The organism is Microbacterium gorillae, assembly GCF_050990725.1.
Classification (GTDB): Bacteria; Actinomycetota; Actinomycetes; order Actinomycetales; family Microbacteriaceae; genus Microbacterium; species Microbacterium gorillae_A.
Window position 1 is genome coordinate 4067572 of the sequence record NZ_CP158844.1, and the last position, 25592, is coordinate 4093163.

General features: G+C 68.3%; 17 protein-coding genes. 10 read left to right on the forward strand and 7 right to left on the reverse strand.

Annotation, left to right across the window (positions count from 1 at the left end; translation table 11 throughout):
* The first annotated feature begins 180 nt into the window (after nucleotides 1-180).
* Together ABTV68_RS18855 and ABTV68_RS18860 are read left to right on the forward strand one after the other, a co-directional pair.
* Nucleotides 181-2718: an ATP-binding protein gene (locus ABTV68_RS18855; protein WP_433675207.1), complete on the forward strand. Its 2538-nt coding sequence runs from the start codon at nucleotides 181-183 to the stop codon at nucleotides 2716-2718.
* Nucleotides 2715-3401, forward strand: a complete 687-nt coding sequence (locus ABTV68_RS18860; RefSeq protein ID WP_433675208.1) for a response regulator transcription factor — start codon at nucleotides 2715-2717, stop codon at nucleotides 3399-3401. The genes ABTV68_RS18855 and ABTV68_RS18860 overlap by 4 nt, the downstream gene beginning before the upstream one ends.
* A gap of 166 nt (nucleotides 3402-3567) precedes the next feature.
* Here the strand turns inward: ABTV68_RS18860 and ABTV68_RS18865 are convergent, their stop codons facing one another.
* Nucleotides 3568-4770, reverse strand: coding sequence for a glycosyltransferase family 4 protein (locus ABTV68_RS18865; protein ID WP_433675209.1), 1203 nt, complete (start codon nucleotides 4768-4770; stop codon nucleotides 3568-3570).
* Between the two features lie 129 nt (nucleotides 4771-4899).
* Here ABTV68_RS18865 and ABTV68_RS18870 point away from each other — a divergent pair, with 129 nt between their 5' ends.
* The gene (locus ABTV68_RS18870; RefSeq protein WP_433675210.1) at nucleotides 4900-5391 is read left to right on the forward strand and encodes a MarR family winged helix-turn-helix transcriptional regulator; all 492 of its coding nucleotides are present in this window, start codon (nucleotides 4900-4902) and stop codon (nucleotides 5389-5391) included.
* A 24-nt stretch (nucleotides 5392-5415) separates the two neighbouring features.
* Nucleotides 5416-5685 carry a GlsB/YeaQ/YmgE family stress response membrane protein gene (locus ABTV68_RS18875; protein ID WP_433675211.1) on the forward strand — a complete coding sequence of 90 codons (270 nt, stop codon included), beginning with the start codon at nucleotides 5416-5418 and terminating at the stop codon, nucleotides 5683-5685.
* A gap of 606 nt (nucleotides 5686-6291) precedes the next feature.
* Here ABTV68_RS18875 and ABTV68_RS18880 read toward each other — a convergent pair.
* Complete coding sequence (locus ABTV68_RS18880) at nucleotides 6292-8250, reverse strand: ParB-like protein (protein ID WP_433675212.1); 1959 nt, start codon at nucleotides 8248-8250, stop codon at nucleotides 6292-6294.
* A 142-nt stretch (nucleotides 8251-8392) separates the two neighbouring features.
* Here ABTV68_RS18880 and ABTV68_RS18885 point away from each other — a divergent pair, with 142 nt between their 5' ends.
* Together ABTV68_RS18885 and ABTV68_RS18890 are read left to right on the forward strand one after the other, a co-directional pair.
* Nucleotides 8393-8878 carry a hypothetical protein gene (locus ABTV68_RS18885; RefSeq protein ID WP_433675213.1) on the forward strand — a complete coding sequence of 162 codons (486 nt, stop codon included), beginning with the start codon at nucleotides 8393-8395 and terminating at the stop codon, nucleotides 8876-8878.
* A 55-nt stretch (nucleotides 8879-8933) separates the two neighbouring features.
* Nucleotides 8934-11435: a DEAD/DEAH box helicase gene (locus ABTV68_RS18890; protein ID WP_433675214.1), complete on the forward strand. Its 2502-nt coding sequence runs from the start codon at nucleotides 8934-8936 to the stop codon at nucleotides 11433-11435.
* A gap of 463 nt (nucleotides 11436-11898) precedes the next feature.
* Here the strand turns inward: ABTV68_RS18890 and ABTV68_RS18895 are convergent, their stop codons facing one another.
* Complete coding sequence (locus tag ABTV68_RS18895) at nucleotides 11899-15630, reverse strand: Ig-like domain-containing protein (protein ID WP_433675215.1); 3732 nt, start codon at nucleotides 15628-15630, stop codon at nucleotides 11899-11901.
* 333 nt (nucleotides 15631-15963) lie between these two features.
* Nucleotides 15964-17475, reverse strand: coding sequence for an SDR family NAD(P)-dependent oxidoreductase (locus ABTV68_RS18900; RefSeq protein ID WP_433675216.1), 1512 nt, complete (start codon nucleotides 17473-17475; stop codon nucleotides 15964-15966).
* A 154-nt stretch (nucleotides 17476-17629) separates the two neighbouring features.
* Between ABTV68_RS18900 and ABTV68_RS18905 the strand changes: the two genes are divergently transcribed.
* From ABTV68_RS18905 to ABTV68_RS18915, 3 genes are read left to right on the forward strand one after another with little or no spacing between them, the layout of a single operon-like run.
* Nucleotides 17630-18820 carry an anion permease gene (locus ABTV68_RS18905; protein ID WP_433675217.1) on the forward strand — a complete coding sequence of 397 codons (1191 nt, stop codon included), beginning with the start codon at nucleotides 17630-17632 and terminating at the stop codon, nucleotides 18818-18820.
* A 23-nt stretch (nucleotides 18821-18843) separates the two neighbouring features.
* Nucleotides 18844-19134 (forward strand): hypothetical protein, encoded by a 291-nt coding sequence (locus ABTV68_RS18910; RefSeq protein WP_433675218.1) that lies wholly within the window; start codon nucleotides 18844-18846, stop codon nucleotides 19132-19134.
* Nucleotides 19131-19751, forward strand: a complete 621-nt coding sequence (locus tag ABTV68_RS18915) for a DUF3349 domain-containing protein (RefSeq protein ID WP_433675219.1) — start codon at nucleotides 19131-19133, stop codon at nucleotides 19749-19751. The genes ABTV68_RS18910 and ABTV68_RS18915 overlap by 4 nt, the downstream gene beginning before the upstream one ends.
* A gap of 13 nt (nucleotides 19752-19764) precedes the next feature.
* Here the strand turns inward: ABTV68_RS18915 and ABTV68_RS18920 are convergent, their stop codons facing one another.
* Both ABTV68_RS18920 and ABTV68_RS18925 read right to left on the reverse strand, forming a co-directional pair.
* Entirely contained in the window at nucleotides 19765-21237 is a 1473-nt protein-coding gene (locus tag ABTV68_RS18920) for a peptide MFS transporter (RefSeq protein ID WP_433675220.1), read from the reverse strand.
* Between the two features lie 55 nt (nucleotides 21238-21292).
* Complete coding sequence (locus ABTV68_RS18925; protein ID WP_433675221.1) at nucleotides 21293-21862, reverse strand: TetR/AcrR family transcriptional regulator; 570 nt, start codon at nucleotides 21860-21862, stop codon at nucleotides 21293-21295.
* Nucleotides 21863-21937: 75 nt separating this feature from the next.
* Between ABTV68_RS18925 and ABTV68_RS18930 the strand changes: the two genes are divergently transcribed.
* Nucleotides 21938-22933 carry an SDR family NAD(P)-dependent oxidoreductase gene (locus ABTV68_RS18930; protein WP_433675222.1) on the forward strand — a complete coding sequence of 332 codons (996 nt, stop codon included), beginning with the start codon at nucleotides 21938-21940 and terminating at the stop codon, nucleotides 22931-22933.
* A gap of 90 nt (nucleotides 22934-23023) precedes the next feature.
* Here the strand turns inward: ABTV68_RS18930 and hrpB are convergent, their stop codons facing one another.
* Nucleotides 23024-25585 (reverse strand): ATP-dependent helicase HrpB, encoded by a 2562-nt coding sequence (hrpB, locus tag ABTV68_RS18935; protein ID WP_433675223.1) that lies wholly within the window; start codon nucleotides 25583-25585, stop codon nucleotides 23024-23026.
* Nucleotides 25586-25592: the final 7 nt, after the last annotated feature.

Genomic DNA, 25592 nt, shown 5'->3' on the forward strand with positions numbered 1-25592 from the left:
CACGGTCCGGGGGCGCGAGCGGAGGCGACACGATGAAACGCGGGAACCTGCGCGTGCTGCTGGGTAGTCTCCAGCAGACGACACCAGCGCGAGCGGAGGCGACCCGATGAAACGCGGAAACCTGCGCGTGCTGCTGGGTAGTCTCCAGCAGACGACACCAGCGCGAGCGGAGGCGACACGATGAAACGCGGGAACCTGCGCGTGCTGCTGGGCGCTGCTCCTGGTGTCGGCAAGACGGTCGAGATGCTGACCGAGGGGGCTCGTCTGCGCGACGAGGGTCGCGACGTGGTCATCGGCATCGTGGAGACGCACGGCCGCGCGATGACCACGGCCCGCACCGAGGGGATCGAGCAGATTCCCCGCGCGCGTGTGGAGCACCGGGGCGTCGCCCTGGACGAGCTGGACCTCGCGGCGGTGCTGCGGCGTCGCCCTGAGGTCGCCCTCATCGACGAGCTCGCCCACACCAACGCTCCCGGGTCGACCAACGCCAAGCGCTGGCAGGACGTGGAGGACCTGCGCGACGCGGGCATCGACGTGATCACCACCGTCAACGTCCAGCACATCGAATCGCTCGGCGACGTGGTGCGCCGGATCACCGGCGTCTCGCAGGCCGAGACGGTCCCCGATGCGGTCGTGCGCGGCGCCGATCAGATCGAGGTCATCGACGTGGCGCCGCAGGCGCTGCGCGATCGTCTCTCCGCCGGATTCGTCTACCCCGCCGAGCGCATCGACGCGGCCCTGTCGAACTACTTCCGCCTCGGCAACCTCACCGCCCTGCGGGAACTGGCACTGCTCTGGCTGGCCGACGAGGTGGAGAGCTCCCTCGCCCAGTACCGCGAGCAGCAGGGCATCGACGCGCCCTGGCAGACCCGCGAGCGAGTTGTGGTCGCGCTCACCGGCGGGCCCGAGGGTGACACCCTGCTGCGCCGCGGCGCACGCATTGCCGCACGCGGTGCCGGCGGTGAACTGATCGCGGTGCACGTTTCGGGTCAGGACGGGCTGTCCGCGTCGGATCCGACGCTGCTGGCCGCACAGCGCACCCTGGTGGAGAGTCTCGGCGGCACTTTCCACACGGTGGTGGGCGACGATATCCCCCGCGCCCTCGTGTCCTTCGCGCGCTCGGTCGAAGCCACGCAGCTCGTGCTGGGCGCGAGTCGACGGGGTCGCCTGGCTGCAGCTCTCACCGGCCCAGGCATCGGAGCCGCCGTCATCCGCGAATCGGGCGAGATCGACGTCCACATGGTCACCCATGGTGAGGCCAACGGCGCGACTCGGCTCCCCCGAATGGCGCGCGGAGCGCTCAGTCGCCGCCGCGTCACGCTGGGATTCATCGTCGCGCTCATCGGCGGACCGGTGCTCAGCTGGCTGCTCACCGCGTTCCACACCGAGGCGGCGATCACGTCGGAGGTGCTCGGCTATCAGCTGCTGGTGGTGGTGGTCGCGCTCATCGGCGGGATCTGGCCCGCGCTGTTCGCGGCTGTGCTCTCCGGTGTCACCCTGGACTTCCTGTTCGTCGCGCCGCTGTACAAGGTGACCGTCGCTGATCCGCTGCACGCCCTGGCCCTGGGTCTCTACGTCGTCATCGCGATCCTGGTGAGCGCGATCGTCGACCAGGCCGCTCGCCGGCTGCGATCCGCGAAGCGATCGGCTGCCGAATCAGAGCTGCTGGCAACCGTCGCCGGCTCTGTCCTCCGTGGCGAGAGCGCGGTCCCCGCCCTGGTCTCGCGCACCCGTGAAGCTCTCGGTGCCGCAGGCGTCCGGCTGGTCTCCCCCGAAGGTGCCGTCCTTGCCACCGACGGCGAGCCGGTTCGCGGAACGGAGGAGCCGGACGTCCGCGTGCAGATCGGCTCCGGCCCCCAGGCCGTGCTGGAGGTACACGGCGCACGGTTGGACGCGTCCGAGCAGCGCCTGCTCGGTGCCATCGCCGCGCAGCTGTCGGGAGCGCTGGAGAACGCGGAACTCACCGAGCAGGCACGCCGGGCCGGCGCGATCGAAGCGGCCGATCAGGTGCGCTCCGCGCTCCTCTCCGCGGTGAGTCACGATGTGCGTCGGCCCCTCGCCGCAGCCGTCGCGGCCGTCGGCGGACTGCGCGCAGCGGGTGAGCGCCTGGAGCCCGCGGATCGCGCCGAGCTGCTGGAGACCGCCGAGGAGAGCCTCGGCACGCTGTCTTCGCTCGTCACCGATCTCCTCGACGTCTCGCGCGTGCAGGCCGGTGCACTCGCGGTGCGACTCGAGCCGACCGACGTCAGCTCGGTCATCCTCGCCTCCCTCGACGAGCTGCAGATCACGCCAGCAGACCTCGAACTGCTGCTCGATCCGGCGCTTCCCCCGGTGGCGGCCGACGCCGTGCTGCTGAAGCGCGTGCTCGTCAACGTGCTCGCCAACGCGCAGCGTCACACACCCGGCGGCACGCGGATCGCGCTCAGCACCAGCGAGCTGCGCGGGACGGTGGAGGTGCGCGTCATCGACCACGGCCCCGGAGTTCCCGCCGATCGACTCGGCGACATCTTCCTGCCGTTCCAGCGCCACGGAGACACCGACAACAGCAGCGGACTCGGGCTCGGGCTCGCGCTGTCCCGTGGATTCACGGAGGGCATGGGGGGCATGCTCACTGCCGAAGCCACCCCGGGTGGCGGGCTCACGATGGTGGTCTCGCTTCCGGCAGCAGACACAACACGCACTGTGACCGATTCACCGACCTCACCGGAGCACGCATGAAACTTCTCATCGCCGACGACGACCCCCAGCTCGTCCGGGCTCTGCGCATCACCCTCGGAGCGCAGGGCTACGACGTGGTGACCGCCGCAGACGGCGAGGAGGCGGTGGCGCAGGCCGTGGCCGAGCATCCCGACATCGTGATGCTGGACCTCGGCATGCCGCACCTGGACGGAGTGCAGGTCATCCATGCTCTCCGCGGCTGGATGACGGCCCCGATCATCGTGGTCTCCGGTCGCACCGGATCTGCCGACAAGGTCGATGCCCTCGACGCGGGCGCGGACGATTACGTCACGAAGCCGTTCCAGATGGACGAACTGCTCGCGCGTCTGCGTGCCGTGTCCCGCCGCGCTCAACCTGCGCTCACACCGACCGATCCCGTCGTGCGATTCGGTGCCGTGGAGGTCGACCTGGCCGCCCACGTGGTCACCCGCGACGGCGGTGCGGTGCACCTCACCCCCACCGAGTGGCGGATGCTCGAGTTCCTCGCCCGTCACCCGGGTGCTCTCGTCACCCGCCAGGCGCTGCTGAAGGAGCTCTGGGGCACGGATCAGGTGAGCGATACCGGCTACCTCCGCCTGTACATCTCGCAGCTGCGCAAGAAGCTGGAGCGCGACCCGTCGAACCCGGTCCACCTGCTCACCGAGTCGGGGATGGGGTACCGGCTGATCCTCGACGCAGCGTGATCCGGGACGCGGGCTGGACCGGGACGGAGTCTGGACCGGGACGAAGTCCGAACCGGGACGGAGTCTGACACGGAACGAAGTCTGAACCGGGACGAAGTCCGAACCGGGACAAAAGTCTGAACCGGACGATGCGTGATGACGGACGCGGGCTGATTCGGGACGGGGCTCAGCTTGACGCTGGTGAGTGGGTCGGTGCCACGCGTATGAATCTGCGGGCGGCCCGCTCGCCAGCGTCCGCGAGCGCCGCTCCCAGTGCGGCGTGGAAGCCTTGCGTGGAGTGACGATCGGCGGCCAGCTCCGCCGCCGCTGCCGTGTTGTCGACGATCGCGGTCCAGTCGGTCGCGACGCGTTTCAGCGCTGTGGCGAGAGCAGTCACATCGTCGGGTTCGATTGCAACCGCCGTGGGGACTCCCGCGATCGCCTCGCGCAGCCCCGCTCGCGCGGCGACGATCACCGGGCGTCGAGCCAGCACAGCCTCCACCGCCACGTTGCCGAAGCCCTCATCGAGTCGTGACGGCACAACGAGCACGTCGATGTCGGCCAGGCTGGAGGCGATATCGGAGCGGAACCCGAGGAAGCGAACCCGGCCAGCGATCCCGAGCTCGGCTGCCGAGTCGCGCAGCTCCCGCTCATACCACTCGTACCCGGGGAACACGGCACCGACGAGGTCCAGTCGAGCGTCCAGACCGTCATCGATCAGTGCCGGAAGCGCGCGCAGCAGCAGGTCCACGCCCTTTCGCGGCGAGAGTCTGCCCAGGTAGCCGATACGCAGCGCCCCGCGGAGCTCCGATCGCGGCGGAACGACGGTCGAGGGCGCTGGCACCGGGTTGAGCACCACCCGTGCCCGTAAGGCCAGTGCGGGTTCGCACTGCAGGAGTGCATCGCGCGTGAACCGGCTGTTGCAGACGATCACGTCGGCAGCACGTGCCGGGAACGCCAGGGTCCGACGCACCAATGTTCCAGCCGCCGTCTCAGCTTCGTGCAGATGCAGGGCGACGGCGGAGCGACGCCGAGCCAGCAGGCTCCACAGCGGAAGCGTGATGGTGGACACGTAGACCAGCTCGGCCCGCTGCTCGGCGATCTCGCGCCGAACCCGTCGAAGGTCGCTCCGCGCCAGGCGCAGCAGGGTCGGCCATCCCGACGGCTTCATGAGCGCTTTGCGCAGCACGAGCATGTCGCATACGCGAACGTCGGCACCGGCCGCACGCAGCTCTTCGGACAGCGGACCATCCTGCGGCAGCAGCACCCGGACGGCGGCGCCACTCGCGAGCATCCCCCGGATTGCTTCCGCGAAGACACGGTCCGAACCGTACTGCTCCGCGCCCGGGTGAACGGCAAGGATTCGGGTGGGCAGGCGAGACGAGGGCATCGGGACAGGATCGCAGGATCGGCCGGACGAGAACGAAACACATCCACAGCCAAACCTATGAACGTGGAGTCAATAGTTGACTTTTCGAACTGTCCACGCAATGATGTTTCAGACGGAAGGATCAGGACGATGCTCAACACGACGAACACCGAGGACGCGCGGTTCCCCGCGGCACAGTCCGCGGGAGAAATCGCCGTGATGAGCGGAATGTTGGCCCTGCTGGAGGCGGAGCGACGCGTGCGGGTGCAGATGCACACAGCGCTGAAGCTGTCTTCGGGTGAGCTGGCGGCGATGCAGACGGTACTCCTCGCGGAGCCGCGCGGCGTCGTCCTCCGTCAACGCGAGCTCGCCGAGCTCCTCGGAATGAAGCACAGCGCGATGAGCACGATGATCGATCGGCTGGTGGGTCGCGGCGACATGGTTCGCGACGCCCACCCGGACGATCGTCGGTCCATCGCGCTGCGCATCACCGAGCAGGGCGCAGAACGCGTCGCGCGGACGATGGGAGAGGTGCAAAACGCCATCCTGTCGCGTGCGAGCGAGCTCACGGAGGAGGAGCAGCAGGTCGTTGCTCGCTTCCTCCACTCCGTCGCGGAAGATCTGACCGATCTTCGCGCGTGATCACATCATCGGGAAAGGGACATCATGGGATTCATCGCTTGGATCATTCTGGGTTTCATCGGCGGCGCCATCGGTAAGGCGATCGTCGGAAAGTCGATGGGCTGGATCGGCACCCTCATCTGCGGTCTCCTCGGTGGCGTCGTGGGTGGCTGGATCGTCGGCTTGATCACCGACAGCGACAACGTCATGACGAGCTTCTTCTCGCCGTGGTCGTGGCTGGCGTCGATCCTCGGATCCGTCATCGTCGTCTGGATCGTGTCGCTGATGACCGGCAAGAGCCGCAAGGAGGCCTGACGCCCTCGTCGGAGAATTTCGGAAACGCGGTGCCGCGGGTGAGCCTCACCCGCGGCACCGCCGTGTTTGGGCAGATCCATCTGCGTGCCGCCGCGAACCACGGCCACGACGAGGCGCATCACGGCCCCGTGTCCTGACAAGACCGGCGCCGCTCTCACGCCTGCACGACCACCCGGTCACGCAGCCGTCTGTTGTGAACGGAGGAAATTGTCGCCAAACGAGGACGAATTCCTGCCGAAGGAGTCAGTCTCGCAGCTTCGTCCTAAGCTCACGGCATCAGAAGCCCACACGAGCGTCGGGCAAGAGAACTACTCTGCTGACACATCCGCCCTCTGCACCCAGCCGCAAACCACGTCCACGGCGGAACGGACCAACGCTACTTCTCCGCGGCCGAACGCCGTCACTGAGCACGACCGACCACCCGGTCACCGAGCCGTCTGTTGTGAACGGAGGAAATTGTCGCCAAACGAGGACGGATTCCGGCTGAAGGAGTCCTTCTCGCGACTTCGTCCTCATTCTCGCGACATCGTCCTGCGTGTGCGTCGAGTGAACGAACGGGGCCGGCGAATCGCTCCTCCGAGCGAACCACCAGCCCCGTCTCGCGTGTCAGGCCCGCGAACGACGCCGAGCGACCAGCACCAGGCCGGCGAGAGCGGCACCCACGCCGACCCACAGTGGCAGCAGATCGAGCGCGGAACCGGTTCGTGGCAGGCTGGCGCTCACACTCACGGTCGGGGTGCTGGACGTCGCCGGGGACGTCGGCTTCACGACCGGAGCAGCCGTCACTATGACCGGCACGGTTCCGGCTGCCTCGCCGTCAACCAGCACGACGATACGGTGACTGCCGACCGGGATCCCAGCGGGAATCACGGCGTCCAGCGTGAACGATCCGTCGACGCTCGTCGTCACGGTGCCGAGAACCACGGGGTCGGAGTGGAGCTCGACGGTGGCAAGCACATGCGGAGCAAAGCCGATACCCGACACCGTGATCGCACCGCCCGGGATCAGGTCGCCGGAGACGGTCACCGAGGCTGCGCCCGGGGTGGGCTCCGGGGACACGGTGATGGTCGGCGCCGGGGAGGTGGTGGCACTGGGCGAAGCGGTGGGCTCCGGCGTCGCCGTGGGACTGGGAGAAGCAGTGGGCTGAGGCGACGACGTCGGGCTGGGCGAGACGGTCGGCCCCGGAGACGATGTCGGGGTCGGCTCAGGCGAGGACGTCGGGCTGGGCGAAGCGGTCGGCTCCGAAGTGCTCGTCGGCGTCGGCGTGCCCGTCGGTTCCGGAGAACCCGTCGGCGTCGGCGTCGCAGTCGGCGTGCCCGTCGGAGTCGGAGATGCGGTCGGCTCGGGCGATCCGGTCGGCTCCGGAGAACCCGTCGGCTCCGGAGAACCCGTCGGCTCCGGAGAACCCGTCGGCTCCGGAGAACCCGTCGGCTCCGGAGAACCCGTCGGCTCTGGTGAACTCGTCGGCGTCGGCGTCGCTGTCGGCGTACCCGTCGGCTCCGGGGTCACCGGGTGCGCGAGGCGGTACTCCGTCATGTACGCGAGCTTGCCCGGCTTCGCCTCGCTGTACGGCTGGGAGAGCTTGGCCCACTCGCCCTTCGTCTCCTTCTTGCCGTCGTTCCACTCCGCGAGGACGCTGAGGTCCCCCGCCGTGTACCCGGACTGCGGGTCGACAACCGCATCCGTTCCGAGCGCCACCTGCGCCTCGCTGATCTGACGCACGAGCGCAAGGGAGGCAGCCCAGTCGTCCTGGTTCCATCCCGCCACGTCGATGTCGGTGCGGGTGCGCAGCCAGGTGCCCCAGTAGAACTCCTGGAACGGCACGGCTCCGTCGGCGGTGTAGCCGATGTCGCGCGCGAAGTAGAGGATCGACCGATAGCGATCGTCCTGGAAGTTGGCGAGTCCCACGTTGGCGGGGAGCTGGGCGGGGGTGATCGCGTTGCCGTTCACATCGCGCAGCCACGTCCACTTGTTGTCCTGCATCGCCTGCCAGAAGTCCGCCTCCGACAGCCCCGAGAGATTCCCGAGCACCCGCAGCCGAACGTGCACGTCAGGGCCTGCGTTCTCCTGGAACGAGGTGAGCGTGTGGTGGCCGTCGGTCAGGTACAGCGTGCCGCCGGGGCCGATCACGACCGTCTTCATCGGCTCGATGGTCGCGGTTGTCTCCGACCCGACCGGCACCGTGCAGGTGAAGGTGCTGGGATCCAGCAGCGTGGCGTCGGGCTCAGCGGAGGCCGCGTCCTCCTGACCGTTGGCCTCACACCAGTCGGCGAAGCGCTTGTTGACCGCGTCCTTGCCGATCGCGGAGTCGTATCGTCCGAGCTTGTAGAACACCTCGTCGTAGCCGAGGGAGGGCTGGGTCGGGTGGACGTCGCCGACTCGAACGTCGAGCAGCGTGTCCAGCTCAGCGCAGAGCGCGCGCGGATCGCCGACAGCGCACGACGAATCCTTGACGTCGGTGGGGGCGTCGACGGCGTGGGCGGGGGACACGGGGAAGCCGAGAAGCACGGCGGCCGCGACAACGGCACCTGCTCCGAGCGCGGCGAGGGGACGGGCGATCTTCACTCCTCGATGCTGTCCACCTCACGTGAGCGCCGGATGTCCCCCTGGTGAACTCCTGGTGTCGGGGACGCGCATCTCGCAGCTATGCGTTGCCTATGCTCAGAGGAGTGGCACTGCGCCGCCCGCACCCGAGAAAGCTCCGTCGATGAACCGTACCCGCCCGCTGCTCGTCGTCGCCCTCATCAGCGCGACGCTCACTCTCCCCGCCTGCTCGGCAACGACCGAGTCGCTGCCCGTTGCCGAGGCGACACCGATCGTCGCCGAAACAACGCCAACGCCAACGCCAACGCCGGAGGCCCCACTCAGCCTCGTCGGGGAATGGAAGACCACGAACTCCGCCTCCGAGACGTCATGGCAGACCGCAGTGATCACCGACACGACGATCACGATCACGTGGGTGAGCGATGGGGGAAGCACCACCGCGCTGTACTGGGCGGGGAGCTATCTTCCGCCTTCGGATGCGACGACCACGTACTCCTGGGAGTCCGCAAACGACACCGCGCAGACGTCGTCCGCGCTGATGGCATCCTCCGATCCTGCGAAGTCCTTTCACTACGACAACGGTGTGCTGAGCTACGAGGCATCCGCGCTCGGCGTCACGAAGACCGTCACCATGGAGCGCGTCGGCTGAGCGAGAAACGCCCGGGTTTCTCGCCCGGGAACGGGTGCGGGAGAATCGAAGGACCATGACTTCTGCGCCGTTGGATCCTTCCGCCCTCCGCACCGACGGCGCCGCCCCCGAACCCGACGCGGTGTACGAGGCGTTCGTCACCTGGGCGGAGTCGACCGGGCTCTCCCTCTACCCGGCGCAGGACGAGGCGATCATCGAGATCGTCTCGGGCAACAACCTGATTCTGTCGACGCCCACCGGCACCGGAAAGTCGCTCGTCGCGATCGGCGCGCACTTCGCCGCACTCGCCGACGGCCGCCGCACCTACTACACCGCCCCGATCAAGGCCCTCGTCAGCGAGAAGTTCTTCGCCCTGGTCGACGTCTTCGGTGCCGAGAATGTGGGCATGGTCACCGGCGACTCCTCGGTGAACGCCGAAGCTCCCATCATCTGCTGCACGGCGGAGATCCTCGCCAACCTTGCGCTGCGCGGCGGTGCCGACGCCGAGGTGGGGCAGGTCGTGATGGACGAGTTCCACTTCTATGCCGACCCCGATCGCGGCTGGGCATGGCAGGTGCCGATCCTGGAGCTGCCGCAGGCGCAGTTCGTGCTGCTGTCGGCCACGCTCGGCGACGTCACCGATCTCGCCGCCGACCTCACGCGTCGCACCGGACGCGAGACGGCCGTCGTCACCGGCGTGGAGCGCCCGGTCCCCCTGCACTTCTTCTACGAGACCGCGCCGATTCACGAGACCATCGACGAGCTGCTGCACACCGATCGCGCCCCGGTGTACATCGTCCACTTCTCCCAGGCAGCCGCGATGGAGCGGGCACAGGCACTGCTGTCGGCGAAGATCGCCAGCCGCGAGGAGCGCGACGCCATCGGTGAGCTGATCGCCGGCTTCCGCTTCACGACGAGCTTCGGCAAGACGCTGAACAAGTTCCTCCGCGCCGGCATCGGCGTGCACCACGCCGGCATGCTGCCCAAGTACCGCCGCCTCGTGGAGCAGCTCGCGCAGCGCGGACTGCTGAAGGTGATCTGCGGCACCGACACGCTCGGCGTCGGGATCAACGTGCCGATCCGCACGGTGCTGCTCACGGCGCTGACCAAGTATGACGGCACGCGGATGCGTCAGCTGAACGCGCGCGAGTTCCACCAGATCGCCGGACGTGCGGGCCGCGCGGGGTACGACACGGCGGGCACCGTGATGGTGCAGGCTCCCGAGCACGAGACCGAGAACCTCGCGGCCATCAAGAAGGCGGGCGACGACCCGAAGAAGAAGCGCAAGGTCGTGCGCAAGAAGGCTCCCGAGGGATTCGTGTCCTGGGGCGAGCCGTCGTTCCAGAAGCTCATCGGCTCCGAGCCGGAGACGCTCGGCAGCAGCATGCAGATCACCAGCGCCATGCTGCTGAACGTGATCGGCCGCGGCGGGGATGTGGTGGGTGCGGTGCGCTCCCTCGTCTTCGACAATCACGAACCACGACACCGCCAGTACGAGCTCGCGCGTCGCGCGCTCGGCATCTACCGCACGCTCCGGGAATCGGAGGTGGTGGAGGCCGGTCCCGACGGCCAGCCCCGCCTCACCGTCGATCTGCAGCCGAACTTTGCGTTGAACCAGCCCTTGTCCCCCTACGCCCTCGCCGCGTTCTCGCTGCTGGATCCGGAGTCGGCGACGTACGCGCTAGACATGATCTCGATCGTCGAGTCCACGCTGGACGACCCGCGCGCGATCCTGAATCAGCAGGAGTTCCGCGCGCGTGGAGAAGCTGTCGCGGCGATGAAGGCCGAGGGCATCGAGTACGAGGAGCGGATGGAGCTGCTCGAGCAGATCACCTACCCGAAGCCGCTCGAAGAGCTGCTGGAGGCGACCTTCGAGACGTTCGCATCGGCACAGCCCTGGGTGCGCGATTTCGAGCTGCATCCCAAGTCGGTCGTGCGCGACATGTACGAACGCGCGATGTCGTTCGGTGAGTATGTCGCGTTCTACCAGATCGCCCGCAGCGAGGGGGTGGTCCTCCGCTACCTCTCCGACGCGTATCGCGCCGCCCGGCAGACGATCCCCGACGAGCTCAAGAACGACGAGTTGTGGGACATCATCGAGTGGCTCGGCGAACTGGTGCGTCAGGTCGACTCATCGCTGCTGGACGAATGGGAGCAGCTCGTCTCCCCCACCGCGTCCGATGGCGACGACGACGCCCCGATCGTCCCACCGGCACCGAAGCGGCTCACGGCGAACACGCGCGCGTTCCGAATTCTGGTGCGCAACGAGCTGTTCCGTCGCGTGCAGCTGGCGGCGCGGGAGGACATGACCGCGCTGGCGGAACTGGATCCGGGTTTCGACTGGGAGGGCGCCCTCGACGCGTACTACGCCGAGCACGACACCATCGGAACCGGTCCCGACGCGCGCAGCGTCGCGATGCTGCTGTTCGAGGAAGGGCCCACCGAGTGGCGCGTGCGGCAGATCCTCGAAGACCCCGCGGGCGACCACGACTGGGGCATCTCGGCCGTGGTTGATCTCGCCGAATCGGACGAGGCCGGCGCCGCCGTCCTCCGCCTCACCTCCGTCAACCGCCTCTAGCAGCGGTGGCGTCAAGAAGACGCACTCTTCACGTCCAACGTGACATTGGATTCACCTTGCCGCGGTCCACGGCCAGCAGACTCCGGATTCTTGCCGATCCTCATAAACTGCGCCCTGTTTTGCCGTCGAACATCGCTCCAGACCCGCGCCGGCGGCGGGATCCTGGAAGGGATTCAACCGCGGGACGTGCCGACGAAGGCGCGTACGCGGGCCACGCCACACCGCAGGAGCCACACATGGACCGCAGCACCACCACCTTCGACGCCGACGCCCTCGACTTCGCCGCCACGCCGGCCTGGTACGACCGTCACCCCTCGCAGGCCGAGGGCGCCGACTTCTGAGTCGCCCCCACGACGTAGCGCCCGTCACCTCCTCGGAGGTGACGGGCGCTTTTCAGTTACACCGGGAAACGCCGAGGGCGGCAGCCGGATGACTGCCGCCCTCGGTGTGTGATCTCAGTCGATCAGGCCTTCGAGCCCTGGCGACGGATGATCATGAGCGCACCGGCGCCGAGCAGGAGCAGCAGGGCCGCTCCGCCCACCAGGCCGCTGACATCGGGCGCACCCGTGGTCGGCAGCGTGGCGCCGCAGGCCGCGGTGCGGAACTTCGTTGCCGGACCCTCGATGCCGTCGCGGGTCTGCGTCGCCGAGTAGTCGGTGTTGCAGGCCAGCTTCGAGATGTTGATGCTCCAGGCACCCTTCTCGTCGACGGTGCCGCTGGCGACCTTCTTGCCGTCCTTGTCGCGGATGGTGACGGTCGCGGTGGCCTCACCCTTTCCCGACACCGTCTCCTTGGTCACCTCGGTGACGGTCGGGGCGGTGGGGACGCTCGGAACCACGGCGCAGTCAGCGGTGGTGATGGTGGTTGGGGCGCTCTCGACACCGTCCACGATCTGCACGACCGCGTAGGTGGTGCCGCACTCCAGGCCGTCAACCGACCAGGTGCCGTCAGCGCCGGCCGTGGTCGTAGCCACGACCTTGCCGTCGCCGTCGCGGACCTCGATGACAGCCTCCGGGAGGCCGACGCCCTCAGCGCCGTCGTCGGTGATGGTGGTCACCAGCGGGGCACCCGGCACGCCGGGCTCGACGCAGTCAGCGGTGGTGAAGGGCGTCTCGGCGCTGTCCACGCCGTCGACGATCTGCACGGCGGTGTAGTCCGTGCCGCACTCCAGACCGGAAACCGTCCAGGTGCCATCGGCAGCGACCACGACCGTACCGACGACCTTGCCGTCAGCATCGCGAACCTCAACCGTGGCGGCCGGCGTACCGGTACCCGCAACAGCGGTTTCGGTGGTCGACGTCACGGCCGGAGCGGCCGGGGTCACGACGCAGTCAGCGGTGGTGAAGGGCGTCTCAGCGCTGTCCACACCATCCACAATCTGGACCACGGTGTAGTCCGTGCCGCACTCCAGACCGGAAACGGTCCACGTGCCGTCAGCAGCAACCACGACCGTACCGACGACGTTGCCGTCAGCGTCACGAACCTCAACGGTCGCCTCCGGCGTACCCGTTCCGTTCGCAGCGGTCTCGGTGGTGTCCGTCACGACCGGAGCCGTCGGAGCAACCACGCAGTCAGCGGTGGTGAACGGCGTCTCAGCGCTGTCCACACCATCCACAACCTGCACCACGGTGTAGTCCGTGCCGCACTCCAGACCATCAACGGTCCACGTGCCATCGGCAGCAACCACGACCGTACCGACGACGTTGCCGTCAGCGTCACGAACCTCAACGGTCGCCTCCGGCGTACCCGTTCCGTTCGCAGCGGTCTCGGTGGTGTCAGTCACGACCGGAGCCGTCGGAGCAACCACGCAGTCAGCGGTGGTGAACGGCGTCTCAGCGCTGTCCACACCATCCACAACCTGCACCACGGTGTAGTCCGTGCCGCACTCCAGACCATCAACGGTCCACGTGCCGTCAGCAGCAACCACAGCCGTACCGACGACGTTGCCGTCAGCGTCACGAACCTCAACGGTCGCCTCCGGCGTACCCGTTCCGTTCGCAGCGGTCTCGGTGGTGTCAGTCACGACCGGAGCCGTCGGAGCAACCACGCAGTCAGCGGTGGTGAACGGCGTCTCAGCGCTGTCCACACCATCGACAACCTGCACCACGGTGTAGTCCGTGCCGCACTCCAGACCGTCCACGGTCCAGGTGCCGTCAGCAGCAACCACAGCCGTACCGACAACGTTGCCGTCAGCGTCACGAACCTCAACAGTGGCCGCGGGCTCGCCCGTGCCCTCTGCGGTCGTCTCCGTGGTCGTGGTCACGACCGGAGCGGCCGGGGCGACGACGATGTTCTGGTCGATGCTCGAGTACTGCGAGGTGTAGCCGTTGGCGTCCACCGTCTGCACGCGGAGGTAACCCGACGTGTGCGCGGTGTCGACCGTGACCTTCTGCCCGGCGGTGACATTGTCGACCGAACCGAGGTACTCCTCGGCGTGGTCATCGGCCGTCCAGTACACGTGCAGCGTGACCGGGCCGACGGCGGGGTTGTTGCCCACCTCGGGTGCCGGCTGCGTCGCCGTGAAGGTCGCCGTGGAGCCGTTGTAGATCACGCTCTCAGCGCGGAAGGTCTGCACACGGTTGTTTGCCAGTGCGCCGTTGTTCCACATGAACCAGTAGCCGAGGTTCTCGGTCTCCGGGTCGAAGCTGCCGCGGGTGTTCGGGCCGAAGGTGTTACCCGTAATCAGGGTCTTGCCGACCGCGTTGTCCGTGATCGGCGCCTGGGTCGGGATGTTCGGGTTACCGCCGAAGCCATCGATGTGGTTGTTCAGCACGCTCCAGCCGACGGTGGCGTCGGGAGTTGCCTCGCCCGCGAAGCCCCACACGTACACGGCCCAGTGGTTGGCCATGTTCGCCGGAAGGTCGACGTTGTCGCCGCGCTCCAGGTGCTGGATCAGCTCGTTGTCACGCACCACGTTGTTGGTACCGGGAGCGATCAGCGCGATGGCCGACTTGCTGATGTCCGCGTGGAAGTCGTGGATCTTGTTGTTCTCGATCACGACGTTCTCGGCGTTGGAGCCCTGGACGCGGATGCCGTCATCTGACCACGGTGTGTCGAAGAAGTTGTTCGACACCGTGACATCCGTCATGACGGACGCGCCGGAGAGGCCGAGGCTCAGTGCGCCGCCGTTCGGCTCGCGCACCTCGGTGAACGTGTTCCCGTCGAACAGCGCATCCGTGACAGTGCCGTTCATGAGGATTCCACGCGTGAAGGACGAGGTGTTGTTGGTGTACTCCAGACCGGTCCACGTACCGCTGTTCGCGCCGATGATGCGGGAGAGCGGCTGCAGACGCGAGATGCCCGTGAAGGTGTTGCCGTCGAACACGGTGTCGGTGAACGACGATGTGTTGCCTGCACCGCCCTCGAACATCACCACGTTGCGCTCCGGACCCGTACCCTGCGTCATCGTGTTGTTGCTGAACGTCAGCCCCGTGGTGGTGACGGCCGGGTTGAAGTAGAACGTCGGCGTGGTGAAGATCTCGTCCGCGCTGCCGAAGTCGCTGTTCGTGACGGAGAGACCGTTGACGATCGCGCCGTCCTCGATGTCGATGTGCCCGTAGGCGGACTCGACTCCACGGCTGGTGATGTTGTCGATCGTGATGTTGGTCACGGTCGTCGGGTTCGCCTGCGATCCGTCGATCAGGATCGAGGACCACCACTGGCTTGCGAACGTGCTGTTGGTGATGCTCACGTCCGTTGCCCCGTTGAGGAGAGCAACACCCACCTCGGCAATGGCGCTGTCCGTGTCAGCGAAGGTGACGTTGTCGACCGACACGTTGGTGCCGTCGATCGCAAGTCCCGCGGACCCAGCCTTCAGCTTGCTCAGGTTGGAGAGCGTGACGTTGTCCGAGTGGACGTAGATGCCTGCGAAGTTGGCATCGACGTTGGTGTCGATGCCGTCCAGGTTGGTGAAGTCGATGGTGACTGGAACGTCGGCGTCGATGAGATAGCGAGCGCCAAGCGGACCCGCCAGCTCGTTACCCACGCCGATCGGCTGATCCCACATCTTGCACACGAAGCCCGGGTGCGTGATCGGGCCGGTGCCAGCGAGGGCAGCCGCGAATTCGATCTTGACGCCGTCCGGGTTGGTCGAAGCGTTCGCTGCGGCGAGAGCCGCACCGAATGACCCGGGGTCCTGACAGTTGGTGAGGTTCGTGACCGTGATCACGTCTTCCGCGGCGCTCGCCGCGGTCACGGGAAGGACGACGCCGGCGATGACAGTGGCGAAGCCGGCAGCGGCCGCACCAGTCCTCTTCAGAATCGTGCGGCGCCCCCGCGCTCGCTCTCTTTTCGGGACCCGGTGGCTCACTTGCGCTTCCTTTCGATGCGCGCGTCGCCACGACCCACTCCACGCGCACGCGCGTGGAGCTATTGAGGTTTCAGAGCCCTGGACCGACAACTGTCGCAGGGTGAGGGGTGCGGGGACACGCTGGGGTAATTCGAGTTGTCTCACATGAATTTTGCAGAGTCCCACGTCACCGCGTGTACAGACCACAACCGATTGACCCCAACATAGGGGTCATACACATCACCACGGGTGGGGCTTGTAGTCCTTCAGGAACACGCCGTACAGATCCTCACCTGCGACCCCCCGCACGACCGGGTCGTACACGCGCGCGGCACCGTCCACGAGATCGAGCGGGGCGTGGAATCCCTCCTCTGCGAGGCGCACCTTGGTGTAGTGCGGGCGCTCGTCGGTGATCCACCCGGTGTCCACCGCCGTCATGAGGATCCCGTCCGTCTCGAACATCTCCCCCGCCGAGGTGCGGGTCAGCATGTTCAGTGCGGCCTTCGCCATATTGGTGTGCGGGTGCCCCGGCCCCTTGTACCGGCGGGCGAACTGGCCCTCCATCGCCGACACGTTCACCACGTACGACCGCCCGGCCGCCGCCATCGCGGGCCGGAGGCGGTTGATGAGGATGAACGGTGCCGTGGTGTTGCACAGCTGCACCTCGAGCATCTCCAGCGGATCGACGTCGCCGATGTTCTGCACCCACGTGTTCACGCGCTCCACGTCGGGAACGAGGCCACCGGCATCGATCGCGGTGCCGTCGTGGTGCTTCGCGAGCGATGACGAACCGGGGGCCATCGCGAGGCGGGTGAGCTCGTCGGCGGTGATCGCCGGAGCTCCCACTCCCACGGTGCCCGCGAGCGAGGCCACGGACAGCAGCGGATGCTCGGCGACCGATGCCTGCAACGCGTGCGGGTGCAGGTCGTTCGTGTGACCGAAGGTCTCCATCTCGGGCAGCGGGCCGTCTGGCAGCGGCTGCAGCTCGGCATCCGCGAGGAGCGAGTAGGCTCCCGGCGAACGACGAACCGTCTGTGCGGCGTTGTTGATCAGGATGTCAAGGTTGCCCTGCGCCGCCACGGAGTCGGCCAGCCCCATCACCTGCGCGGGGTCACGCAGGTCGATGCCCACGACACGAAGCCGGTGCAGCCAGTCGGCGGAGTCCTCCAGCGCCGAGAAGCGCCGCACGGCATCGCGAGGGAAGCGGGTGGTGATCGTCAGGTGAGCACCGTCGCGCAGCAGGCGCAGCGCGATGTGCATCCCGATCTTGGCGCGACCGCCCGTGAGCAGCGCGCGCTTGCCGGTGAGGTCCGTACGCGCGTCCCGACGGCTGTGGTTGAACGCCGCGCACTCGGGGCACAGCTGGTGATAGAACGCGTCGACCCGCGTGTAGGGCTGCTTGCAGATGTAGCAGTTGCGGGGCTTGCGCAGCTCGCCGGCCGACGGCGCGGCAGTGCGCGTGGAGATGTCGATCCCGCGGGTCTCATCGTCGATGCGATCCGGCGACCCGGTTGCCGTCGCCGCGACGACGGCACGATCGGCTTCCGCGATGGACTCCCGGATCTCCTTGCGACGCGCGCGCTTGTGCGCCCGGAACATTCCGGCAGTGGCGCGGCGGACGCGGATGAAATCGGGGTGCGTCGGGTCGAGCTCGGTGGTCTGCGCGAGCACGCGCAGCGCGATCTCCAGCTCTTCGGGGTCGAGACCCGGCTCGAGGGCGCGCTCGGACGCGGCGGAATCAGGGGTGGACACCCGTCGATTCTAGGCGGGGAGCCTGAACGAACGTCCGTCGCCGCGACGCCAAGAATATGCACAACGCACACTTGGGTGAACGCGGCGTGAACATCCCGAGGCGATCCTCGGAAATCGCCTCGGGCGCCTCCAACGGAGGAGAACACTTGCCGACGTGACTGCCGAATTACTGATCCTGATCCTTGTGATCATCACCGCCGTGGGCTTCGATTTCACCAACGGCTTCCACGACACGGGCAACGCGATGGCGACCTCGATCGCGACGGGTGCACTGAAGCCCAAGGTAGCTGTGACGCTCTCCGCGATCCTCAACCTGGTGGGTGCGTTCCTGTCCGTGGAGGTGGCAGCCACCATCACCAAGGACGTGCTGACGATTCAGACGCCCGAAGGATCGCTGGTGCCTGGCCTGTCCGCAGAGACCGCGATGATCATCATCTTCGCGGGCCTCGTGGGCGGAATCCTCTGGAACCTGCTGACCTGGCTGCTGGGTCTGCCGTCGAGCTCGTCGCACGCCCTCTTCGGCGGCCTGATCGGTGCGGGCATCGCGGGTGCCGCCACCGTCAACTGGGCGGGCATCCTCGGCAAGATCATCATCCCAGCGTTCCTCTCGCCGGTGATCGCCTGCACGGTCGCGGCCGTCGGAACGTGGCTGATCTACGCGATCACCTCGCGCGTTCACGCCAAGCACCGCGAGGTCGGATTCCGCTGGGGTCAGATCGGCACCGCATCGCTCGTCTCGCTCGCGCACGGCACCGGGGATGCGCAGAAGACGATGGGCGTGATCGCCCTCGCCCTCATCGCGCACGGCGCACTCACCACCGAGCAGATCCACGCGGAGGGTCTGCCCATCTGGATCATCTTCGTCTGCGGCGTCGCGATCGCCCTCGGCACCTATATGGGCGGCTGGCGCATCATCCGCACGCTCGGCAAGGGCCTCGTGGAGATCGACTCCCCGCAGGGCATGGCTGCCGAGGCGGCGTCCGCGTCGATCATCCTCACCTCGTCCGCGATGGGCATGGCGCTGTCGACTACGCACGTCGCCACCGGCTCGATCCTCGGCTCTGGAGTGGGCAAGCCCGGTGCCACCGTGCGCTGGGGCGTCGCCGGCCGGATGGCGACCGCGTGGCTCATCACGATGCCGGCCGCCGCCATCGTCGGCGCGATCTGCTACTTCATCGCCGCCGGTATCGGTGGCCTCCCGGGCGCGCTCGTGGTGTTCGCCCTGCTGCTGGCCGGTGCCGGTGCCATGTTCGTGCGCAGCCGCCGCCAGAAGGTGGACCACAACAACGTCAACGCGGAGTGGGACGGCAAGGTCGTTCCCGACGCCGCTCCGGCCGCCCGCTGACCCGCATTCGAAAGAGAGACGACATGAGCATCGATATCGCTGAGATGGGGATGGCGGCGCTGCGCGTGCTGGCGCTGGGTCTGGTCTTCGGTGCGGGCCTTCCCGCGCTGTTCGCGGTGGGCATGCGCCTGCAGTCCGCCGGCACCGGCGAGGTCGACGGCGAAGCGCCCGGTGCCCGCCGCCCGGCGCTGCTCGTGAGCGGCTACGCGATCTTCGCGATCGTGGTGCTGGTGGCCCTGGCCGCGGTGCTGTGGATCACGCGCCTGAGCATCTACCACTACTTCGGCATCTCCCTCTTCGGAGCGGGGCAGTGAGCACCGGCCTGCTGTCGCAGGTGCTCGGCTGGCTGCGCGCCGGCTACCCGGAGGGCGTGCCACCGAAGGACTACACACCGCTGCTGGCGCTGCTGCGGCGGACGCTGTCGAACGAGGAGTTCGCAGAGGTCCTCGTGGCCTTGGAGCGGGCGGATCAGGACCCGGTGCGGCTGTCCCACATCCGCGAGGCCATCACCCGCGTCACGCGGGAGGAGGCGGCGGAGGATGACGTGCGGACCGTCGCCGCACGCTTGGCCGCCGCCGGCTGGCCGCTCAGCAACGGCGCGATGCGCGAGGCTGCGGCCGCAGCCGCGTCCGACGCGGAGCCGGAGGAGAGCGTCCTCGCGCAGGTGCTGCGCTGGCTGAGCGCGGGCTACCCGCAGGGTGTGCCGCCGGTGGATCGGATCCCGGTGCTGGCGCTGCTGCGTCCGCGGCTCACCGACGCCGAGATCCAGATGGTCTGCGACGTGCTGATCGCGCAGGCGGACCCGGGCGAGCAGCTGTCGACGGTGGACGCGCAGGTGCTGCTGTCGAAGTCGCTCAACGAGCTGCCCTCCGACGAGGACATCGAACGAGTGCGCACCCGGCTCGACGCCGTCGGCTGGTCCCTGGTCTGAACAGGCGCGCGAGTCAGCTCACGCCGCGCATCGCCTTCAGCACCGGCTTGGCACCGAGCGCGAGGCAGACGCCGATGACGATGGCGATGAGTCCGAGGGTGAGGAAGTACGGCGTCTCGTTGTCCACGTCGTAGAACTGCGCCAGCCACCCTGCCACCGCGGTCCCGAGCGAGACCGACAGGAAGAACAGCGCCACCATCTGCGTCTGGAACGCCGCAGGCGCCAGCTTCGTAGCCACCGACAGGCCGATGGGTGAGAGCAGCAGTTCGGCGACGGTGAAGACGAACAGGATCCCGATCATCGCGAGCAGAGGCGTCGAGTTCGCCCCGCCACCGGCGAAGGGCAGGAAGAGCAGGAACGCCGCACCCATGATGAGGGTGCCGAGGGCGAACTTCACCGGCGTCGACGGCTGACGCGTACCAAGCTTGGTCCACAGCACCGCGAACACGCCGGAGAGCAGGATGATGAAGATCGGGTTGATCGACTGCACCCACGACACCGGCATCGTCCAGCCGAAGAGGCTCCGATCCAGCTTCTGGTCGGAGTAGATCGTCAGCACGGTGAACTGCTGCTGGTAGAGCGACCAGAACGCCACGCTCGCGATGAACAGCGGGATGAAGGCGACTACCCGCGAGCGCTCCTCACGCTGAACGCGACGGCTGGAGAGCATCAGTGCGAAGTACGCGACCGTGGCGACCACGACGGTCACGATCACCGTGAGCGACAGGTTGTCGACGCGGATCACGCCCAGCAGCACCAGCGCGACGATCAGCACGATCGCTCCGGCAGCGATCAGTGCCCACAGCCCGTAGCGGTTGCGCGGCAGCGGGTTCGGCACGTGGCGAGCGGCGTCGGGCAGGGCGCGCCGGCCGAACGAGTACTGCAGCAGTCCCACGGCCATCCCCACGGCGGCGAGACCGAAGCCCCAGTGGAAGCCGAGCGTGCTCTGCAGCAGCCCCGTCAGCAGCGGACCGAGGAATCCGCCGAGGTTGATGCCGAGGTAGAAGAGGGAGAACCCGCCATCTCGACGGGTGTCGCCCGCGGAGTAGAGGGTTCCGACCACGCTCGTCGCGTTGGCCTTCAGCCCGCCGGAGCCGAGCGCGACGAGCACGAGACCGATGCCCACGCCCCACACGCCGGGGATGAGTGCCAGCGCGATGTGGCCTGCCATGATCACGATGGCACTGGTGAACAGGACGCGTTCGGCACCGACCACGCGATCGGCGAGCCACGCCCCGACGATCGTCGAGAGGTACACGAACCCGCCGTACGCGCCGACGATGCCGGCAGCGACGCCCTGCGGGATACCGAGCCCGCCGTCGGCCACCGCGTAGTACAGGTAGATGAGCAGGATGCCCTGCATGCCGTAGAAGCTGAACCGCTCCCACATCTCCACGCCGAAGATGTTCATCAGCGCGAGGGGCTGGCCGAAGAAGCGCGTGTCGTTCTGCCGCGGCTGCGTGGGGGCGGAATTGTCAGGCATCATTCCAGGCTACGCCTGACATGCACGGTGCAGAACAGCGCCCGTGGCGGGATCCCCGTCAGGCCGCGATGCCTCGGAGCAGCATGCGCACCGTCGTGTCCACACTTTCGGCACTGACCGGCGTGCCGAGGAGGGCGGCATAGCTCGCCAGCGCGACGAACTGGTCCGCCACGACGGCCGCGTCCACCCCCGGACGCAGCTGCCCGACGTCCTGCGCCAGCGTCAGTCGGCGATCCACCCACGCACGAATCGGAGCAGCGAGCCGCTCGTTGAGACGGAGCCCCAGAGCGGCATCGGTTGCGGTCACGACGATGAGTGCGCGGGCGAGTTCGGTGCTGGCCGCGTCGGCCTGCTGCGAGTACATGGTGGCGAACCAGGTGTGCAGGTCGGCCTCGAGATCGTCCGTCATCGGCACGGCGACTTCCATGCCGGGGATCTCACCTTCCAACAGCGCCTCACCGAGGATCGCTGCCTTCGACGGCCACCAGCGGTAGATGGTCTGCTTCGCGACTTCGGCCTCCTGTGCCAGGCCCTCGATGGTCACCGCAGCGTATCCCTCGGCGGCGAGCGCGCGACGCATCGCGGCCAGAACCGCCTGACGGGCTTTTTCACTGCGAGGACGAGGCACTTGCCCAGACTACTGGGCGTACTCTTGAATAAGTAGACGCACCGTTGCGTTATCGCTCTCGAGCAAGGAGACATCATGGCTTTGACCGCACACTCCACCATCGGGGACTGGCTGAACGACTCCGTCGGCGGCCCCCTCGTCCGCGCGCTGTTCGAGCAGAGCGGCACCGACGTCGCCCAGCTCACCCCGGTGCTGTCGCTTCCGCTGCAGCAGCTGGTCGCGATGAGCCAGGGCGCGATGCCGCAGTCGGTCGTCGACGACCTGGTGCGCGCCGCCAACGGTGGCGAGCTTCCCGAGGAGGCTGCGGACGCGGGTCCGCAGTTCACACCCGGACGCTTCGCGGGTAAGACCGTCATCGTCACGGGTGCGGCCTCCGGGATCGGCCGCGCAACGGCGGAGCGCATCGCGCGCGAGGGGGGCCGTGTGATCGCCTCGGACATCGCCGCCGACAAACTCGACGCCCTGAAGTCCGACCTCGCCGACGCGGATATCGTCACCGTCGCGGGCGATCTCACCCAGCAGGACGCGATCGACGCCGTCATCGCGGCCGCGGGTGAGCGGATCGACGCGCTCGCCAACATCGCCGGCATCAACGACGACTTCTCCCCCGCGGGTGAGACCAGCGACGCCGTCTGGGACCGCGTGATCGCCATCAACTTGACCGCGCCGTTCAAGCTCATGCGCGCCGTGCTGCCGATCATGGCGGCCGCGGGTCGCGGCTCCGTGCTCAACGTCTCCAGCGAAGCAGGATTGCGCGGCAACGCCTCCGGAAACGCCTACACCGCCAGCAAGCACGGGATCATCGGCGTCACCAAGTCGGCGGCGTTCATGTACGGCCCGCAGGGGATCCGCGTGAACTCCGTCGCCCCCGGCGGCGTGGCCACCGGCATCCCGATGCCCCCGAACATGTCCGAGTACGGTTCGGGCCGCCTCGCCCCGTTCCAGCAGGCGATCCCCACGGTCGCCACCGCCGAGCAGCTCGCCGCCTCGATCACCTTCCTCCTCAGCGACGACGGCGTGAACATCAACGGCGCCATCCTCACCTCCGACGGCGGCTGGTCCGTCCAGTAAACGCGGCCCGTTCCGGATCGACCCGCACCCCCACCCTCCGCTCCCTGAGCGAGCATCAGCGAGACGAAGGGCCTCCGCTGGCGCGCATTCTCATCCGCCCGCCAGCCGTCGCTTCGTGTACGCGGTGGCGATGTGGGTGTGCGGGTCCTCCGGCCACGGATGCTTCGGATACCGCCCGCGCATCTCCGCGCGCACCTGCGCGTACGGTCCGGCCCAGAACGAAGCGAGGTCGGCGGTCACCGCCAGCGGACGTCCGGCCGGCGACAACAAGTGAAACAGCACCGGCACGCGACCGTCCACAACGCGCGGCGTCTGCGTCAGCCCGAACATCTCCTGCAGCTTCACCGACGCCACGGGCTGCCCCGCGGGATCATCCGGCGCCGGGTAGACCAGACGCACACTGGATCCCGACGGCACGCCGATGCGCTCGGGCACCAGTTCATCAAGCCGTCCCGCCTCTGGCCACGGAAGCAGGCGTCGGAGCGCGGGCAGCACATCGACGCGCGACGCCGACGCCCCGGACGCCAACGCCGTGATCTCCGGCGCGAGCCAGCCTCGTGCTGTCGCTGCGAGCGCGGCGTCCGACACGTCGGGCCAGGGCGAGCCGAGTTCCCGATGCAGCAGCGCCAGCCGTCCGCGGAACGAGACGGCGGCATCCGACCAGGTCAGCGCGGCGAGCCCGTCCCGCTCCAGCACCCGCAGCACCGCGGCGCGGGTATCGTCATCGGCGCGCGCCTTCATCGGCGTGCTCGACAGCACGATGTCGCCGAGCCGCTTGTCGCGGCGTACCACGACCCGCCCGTCCACGAAGCTCGCCTCGATGCGATCCGTGAGCAACGTGGCACCGGCGACCAGCGCGATCTCCTCGTCGATCGCCGCAGCCGAGCGGATGACAGCTCCCGTCCCCGCCGCCGCTCTGCCCTGCGCTCGGCCGACCTCCGCGACAGCCAACCAGGGCGCGGAGGCCAAGGCACCCGTCACTCCCGCGCGCGTCCCCAACGCGAGCTGAAACACCGCCCCGCCGTCCGCATCGCCCACGCGTCGAGCAATGCGTTCCGGATACGCGAGCGCCACGACAGTGCCCACCGCGATGTCGAGAGAGGTCGAAGAAGCGTTTGCGCCGGGGGCCACCTCGACCAATCCACGGAAGCGCCGCGTCTCCCGCTGCCATTCTCGCGTCCGCGGATGCCGTCCGTCCCGCAGCGCCCGCAGCGTGGCCGACAGGTCAGCATCGTCCACACGGATCTCCCCCGCGATGAGGGCGATGATCTCGGCCGCGGTCTGTGCGCCGACCAGATCTGCCCCGTCGAAGAGCGCCCGCGCCAACCGTGGGTCGGCGGGAACACGCGCGAGGCGTTCGCCGCGGTCCGTGGCCCGTCCGTCGGCGGTGACCGCGCCGAGCGATTCCAACGTGCGCTGCGCATCCCGCACGGCATCTGCGGGCAGCGCGTCGGGCATCCGCAGGCCGCGGCCACCCGGCGATCCCCAGCACGCCAACAGCAGGCAGGCCTCGGTGAGATCGCTGGTCAGGACCTCCGGTGTGGGGAAGGCGGGAGCCGCAGCGTAGGTCCGCTCGTCCACGCAGCGGATCACCGTTCCGGGTCCGAGTCGCGCCGCTCGACCGGCCCGCTGCACGGCCGCCGCACGCGACGTGGGAACCGTGACGAGACCGGTCATCCCCCGGGCGGCATCACGCCGAGGAACCCGCGACAGACACGTGTCGACGACGACGGTCACACCGGGAACCGTGAGCGAGGATTCCGCGATCGACGTCGCCACGATGATGCGCGGTCGATCCCCCGCCGCGCGCCCCGCGACGGCTCGATCCTGTTCCGACGCGCTCACCTGCGCGTGGAGCTGAAGAACCTCGGTCTCCGGGGCGAGCGCCGCCGCCTCGCGAGCGATAACGCTGACCTCAAGCGCACCCGGGGCGAACACCAGCACATCCGCCGACGGATCCCGCGACAGCGCGCGCGTGTGCTCCGCGACCGCGGTCGTCGCCACATGGTGCAGGAACGCCGGAGTGACGCCCCGCTGATCCAGCCGATCTGCTCGCGCGGGTGCCCACCGCTCCTCCAGCGGATACGCCACCGCCGCGTGCGAGACCACGGGTGCCGGTGAGTCGCCGCCCAGCAGCGTGGCGAAGCGATCCGCGTCCAGCGTCGCAGACATCGCGACGAGCACGAGGTCCTCCCGCAGCTCGCGCACCTCACCGAGGAGCCCGATCAGCAGGTCCGTGTCGAGGGCGCGCTCGTGCACCTCGTCGAGGATGACGGCATCGACGCCGTCGAGTTCCGGATCGGCGAGCAAGCGACGCAGCAGGATCCCCGGCGTCACCATCTCGATCCGCGTCGCAGCACCCACATGACGCTCGCCGCGGACGGTGAACCCGACGCGTTCGCCCAGCCCGCTGCCGTCCAGAAACGCCAGCCGACGCGCCGCCGAGCGTGCAGCGACGCGACGCGGCTGCGTCACGATCACGCGGCCCGATACACGGTTCGCCACCAGCGGTGGCACGAGCGTCGTCTTCCCCGAACCCGGCGCAGCGGAGACGACCAGAGCGTGCGATTCGTCAAGGACGGTGGAGATCTCGGACGCCGCAGTGACGAACGCCAGTCCCGCACCGATCCTCGAGATGTCGAACGCCCGCATCCCCTCA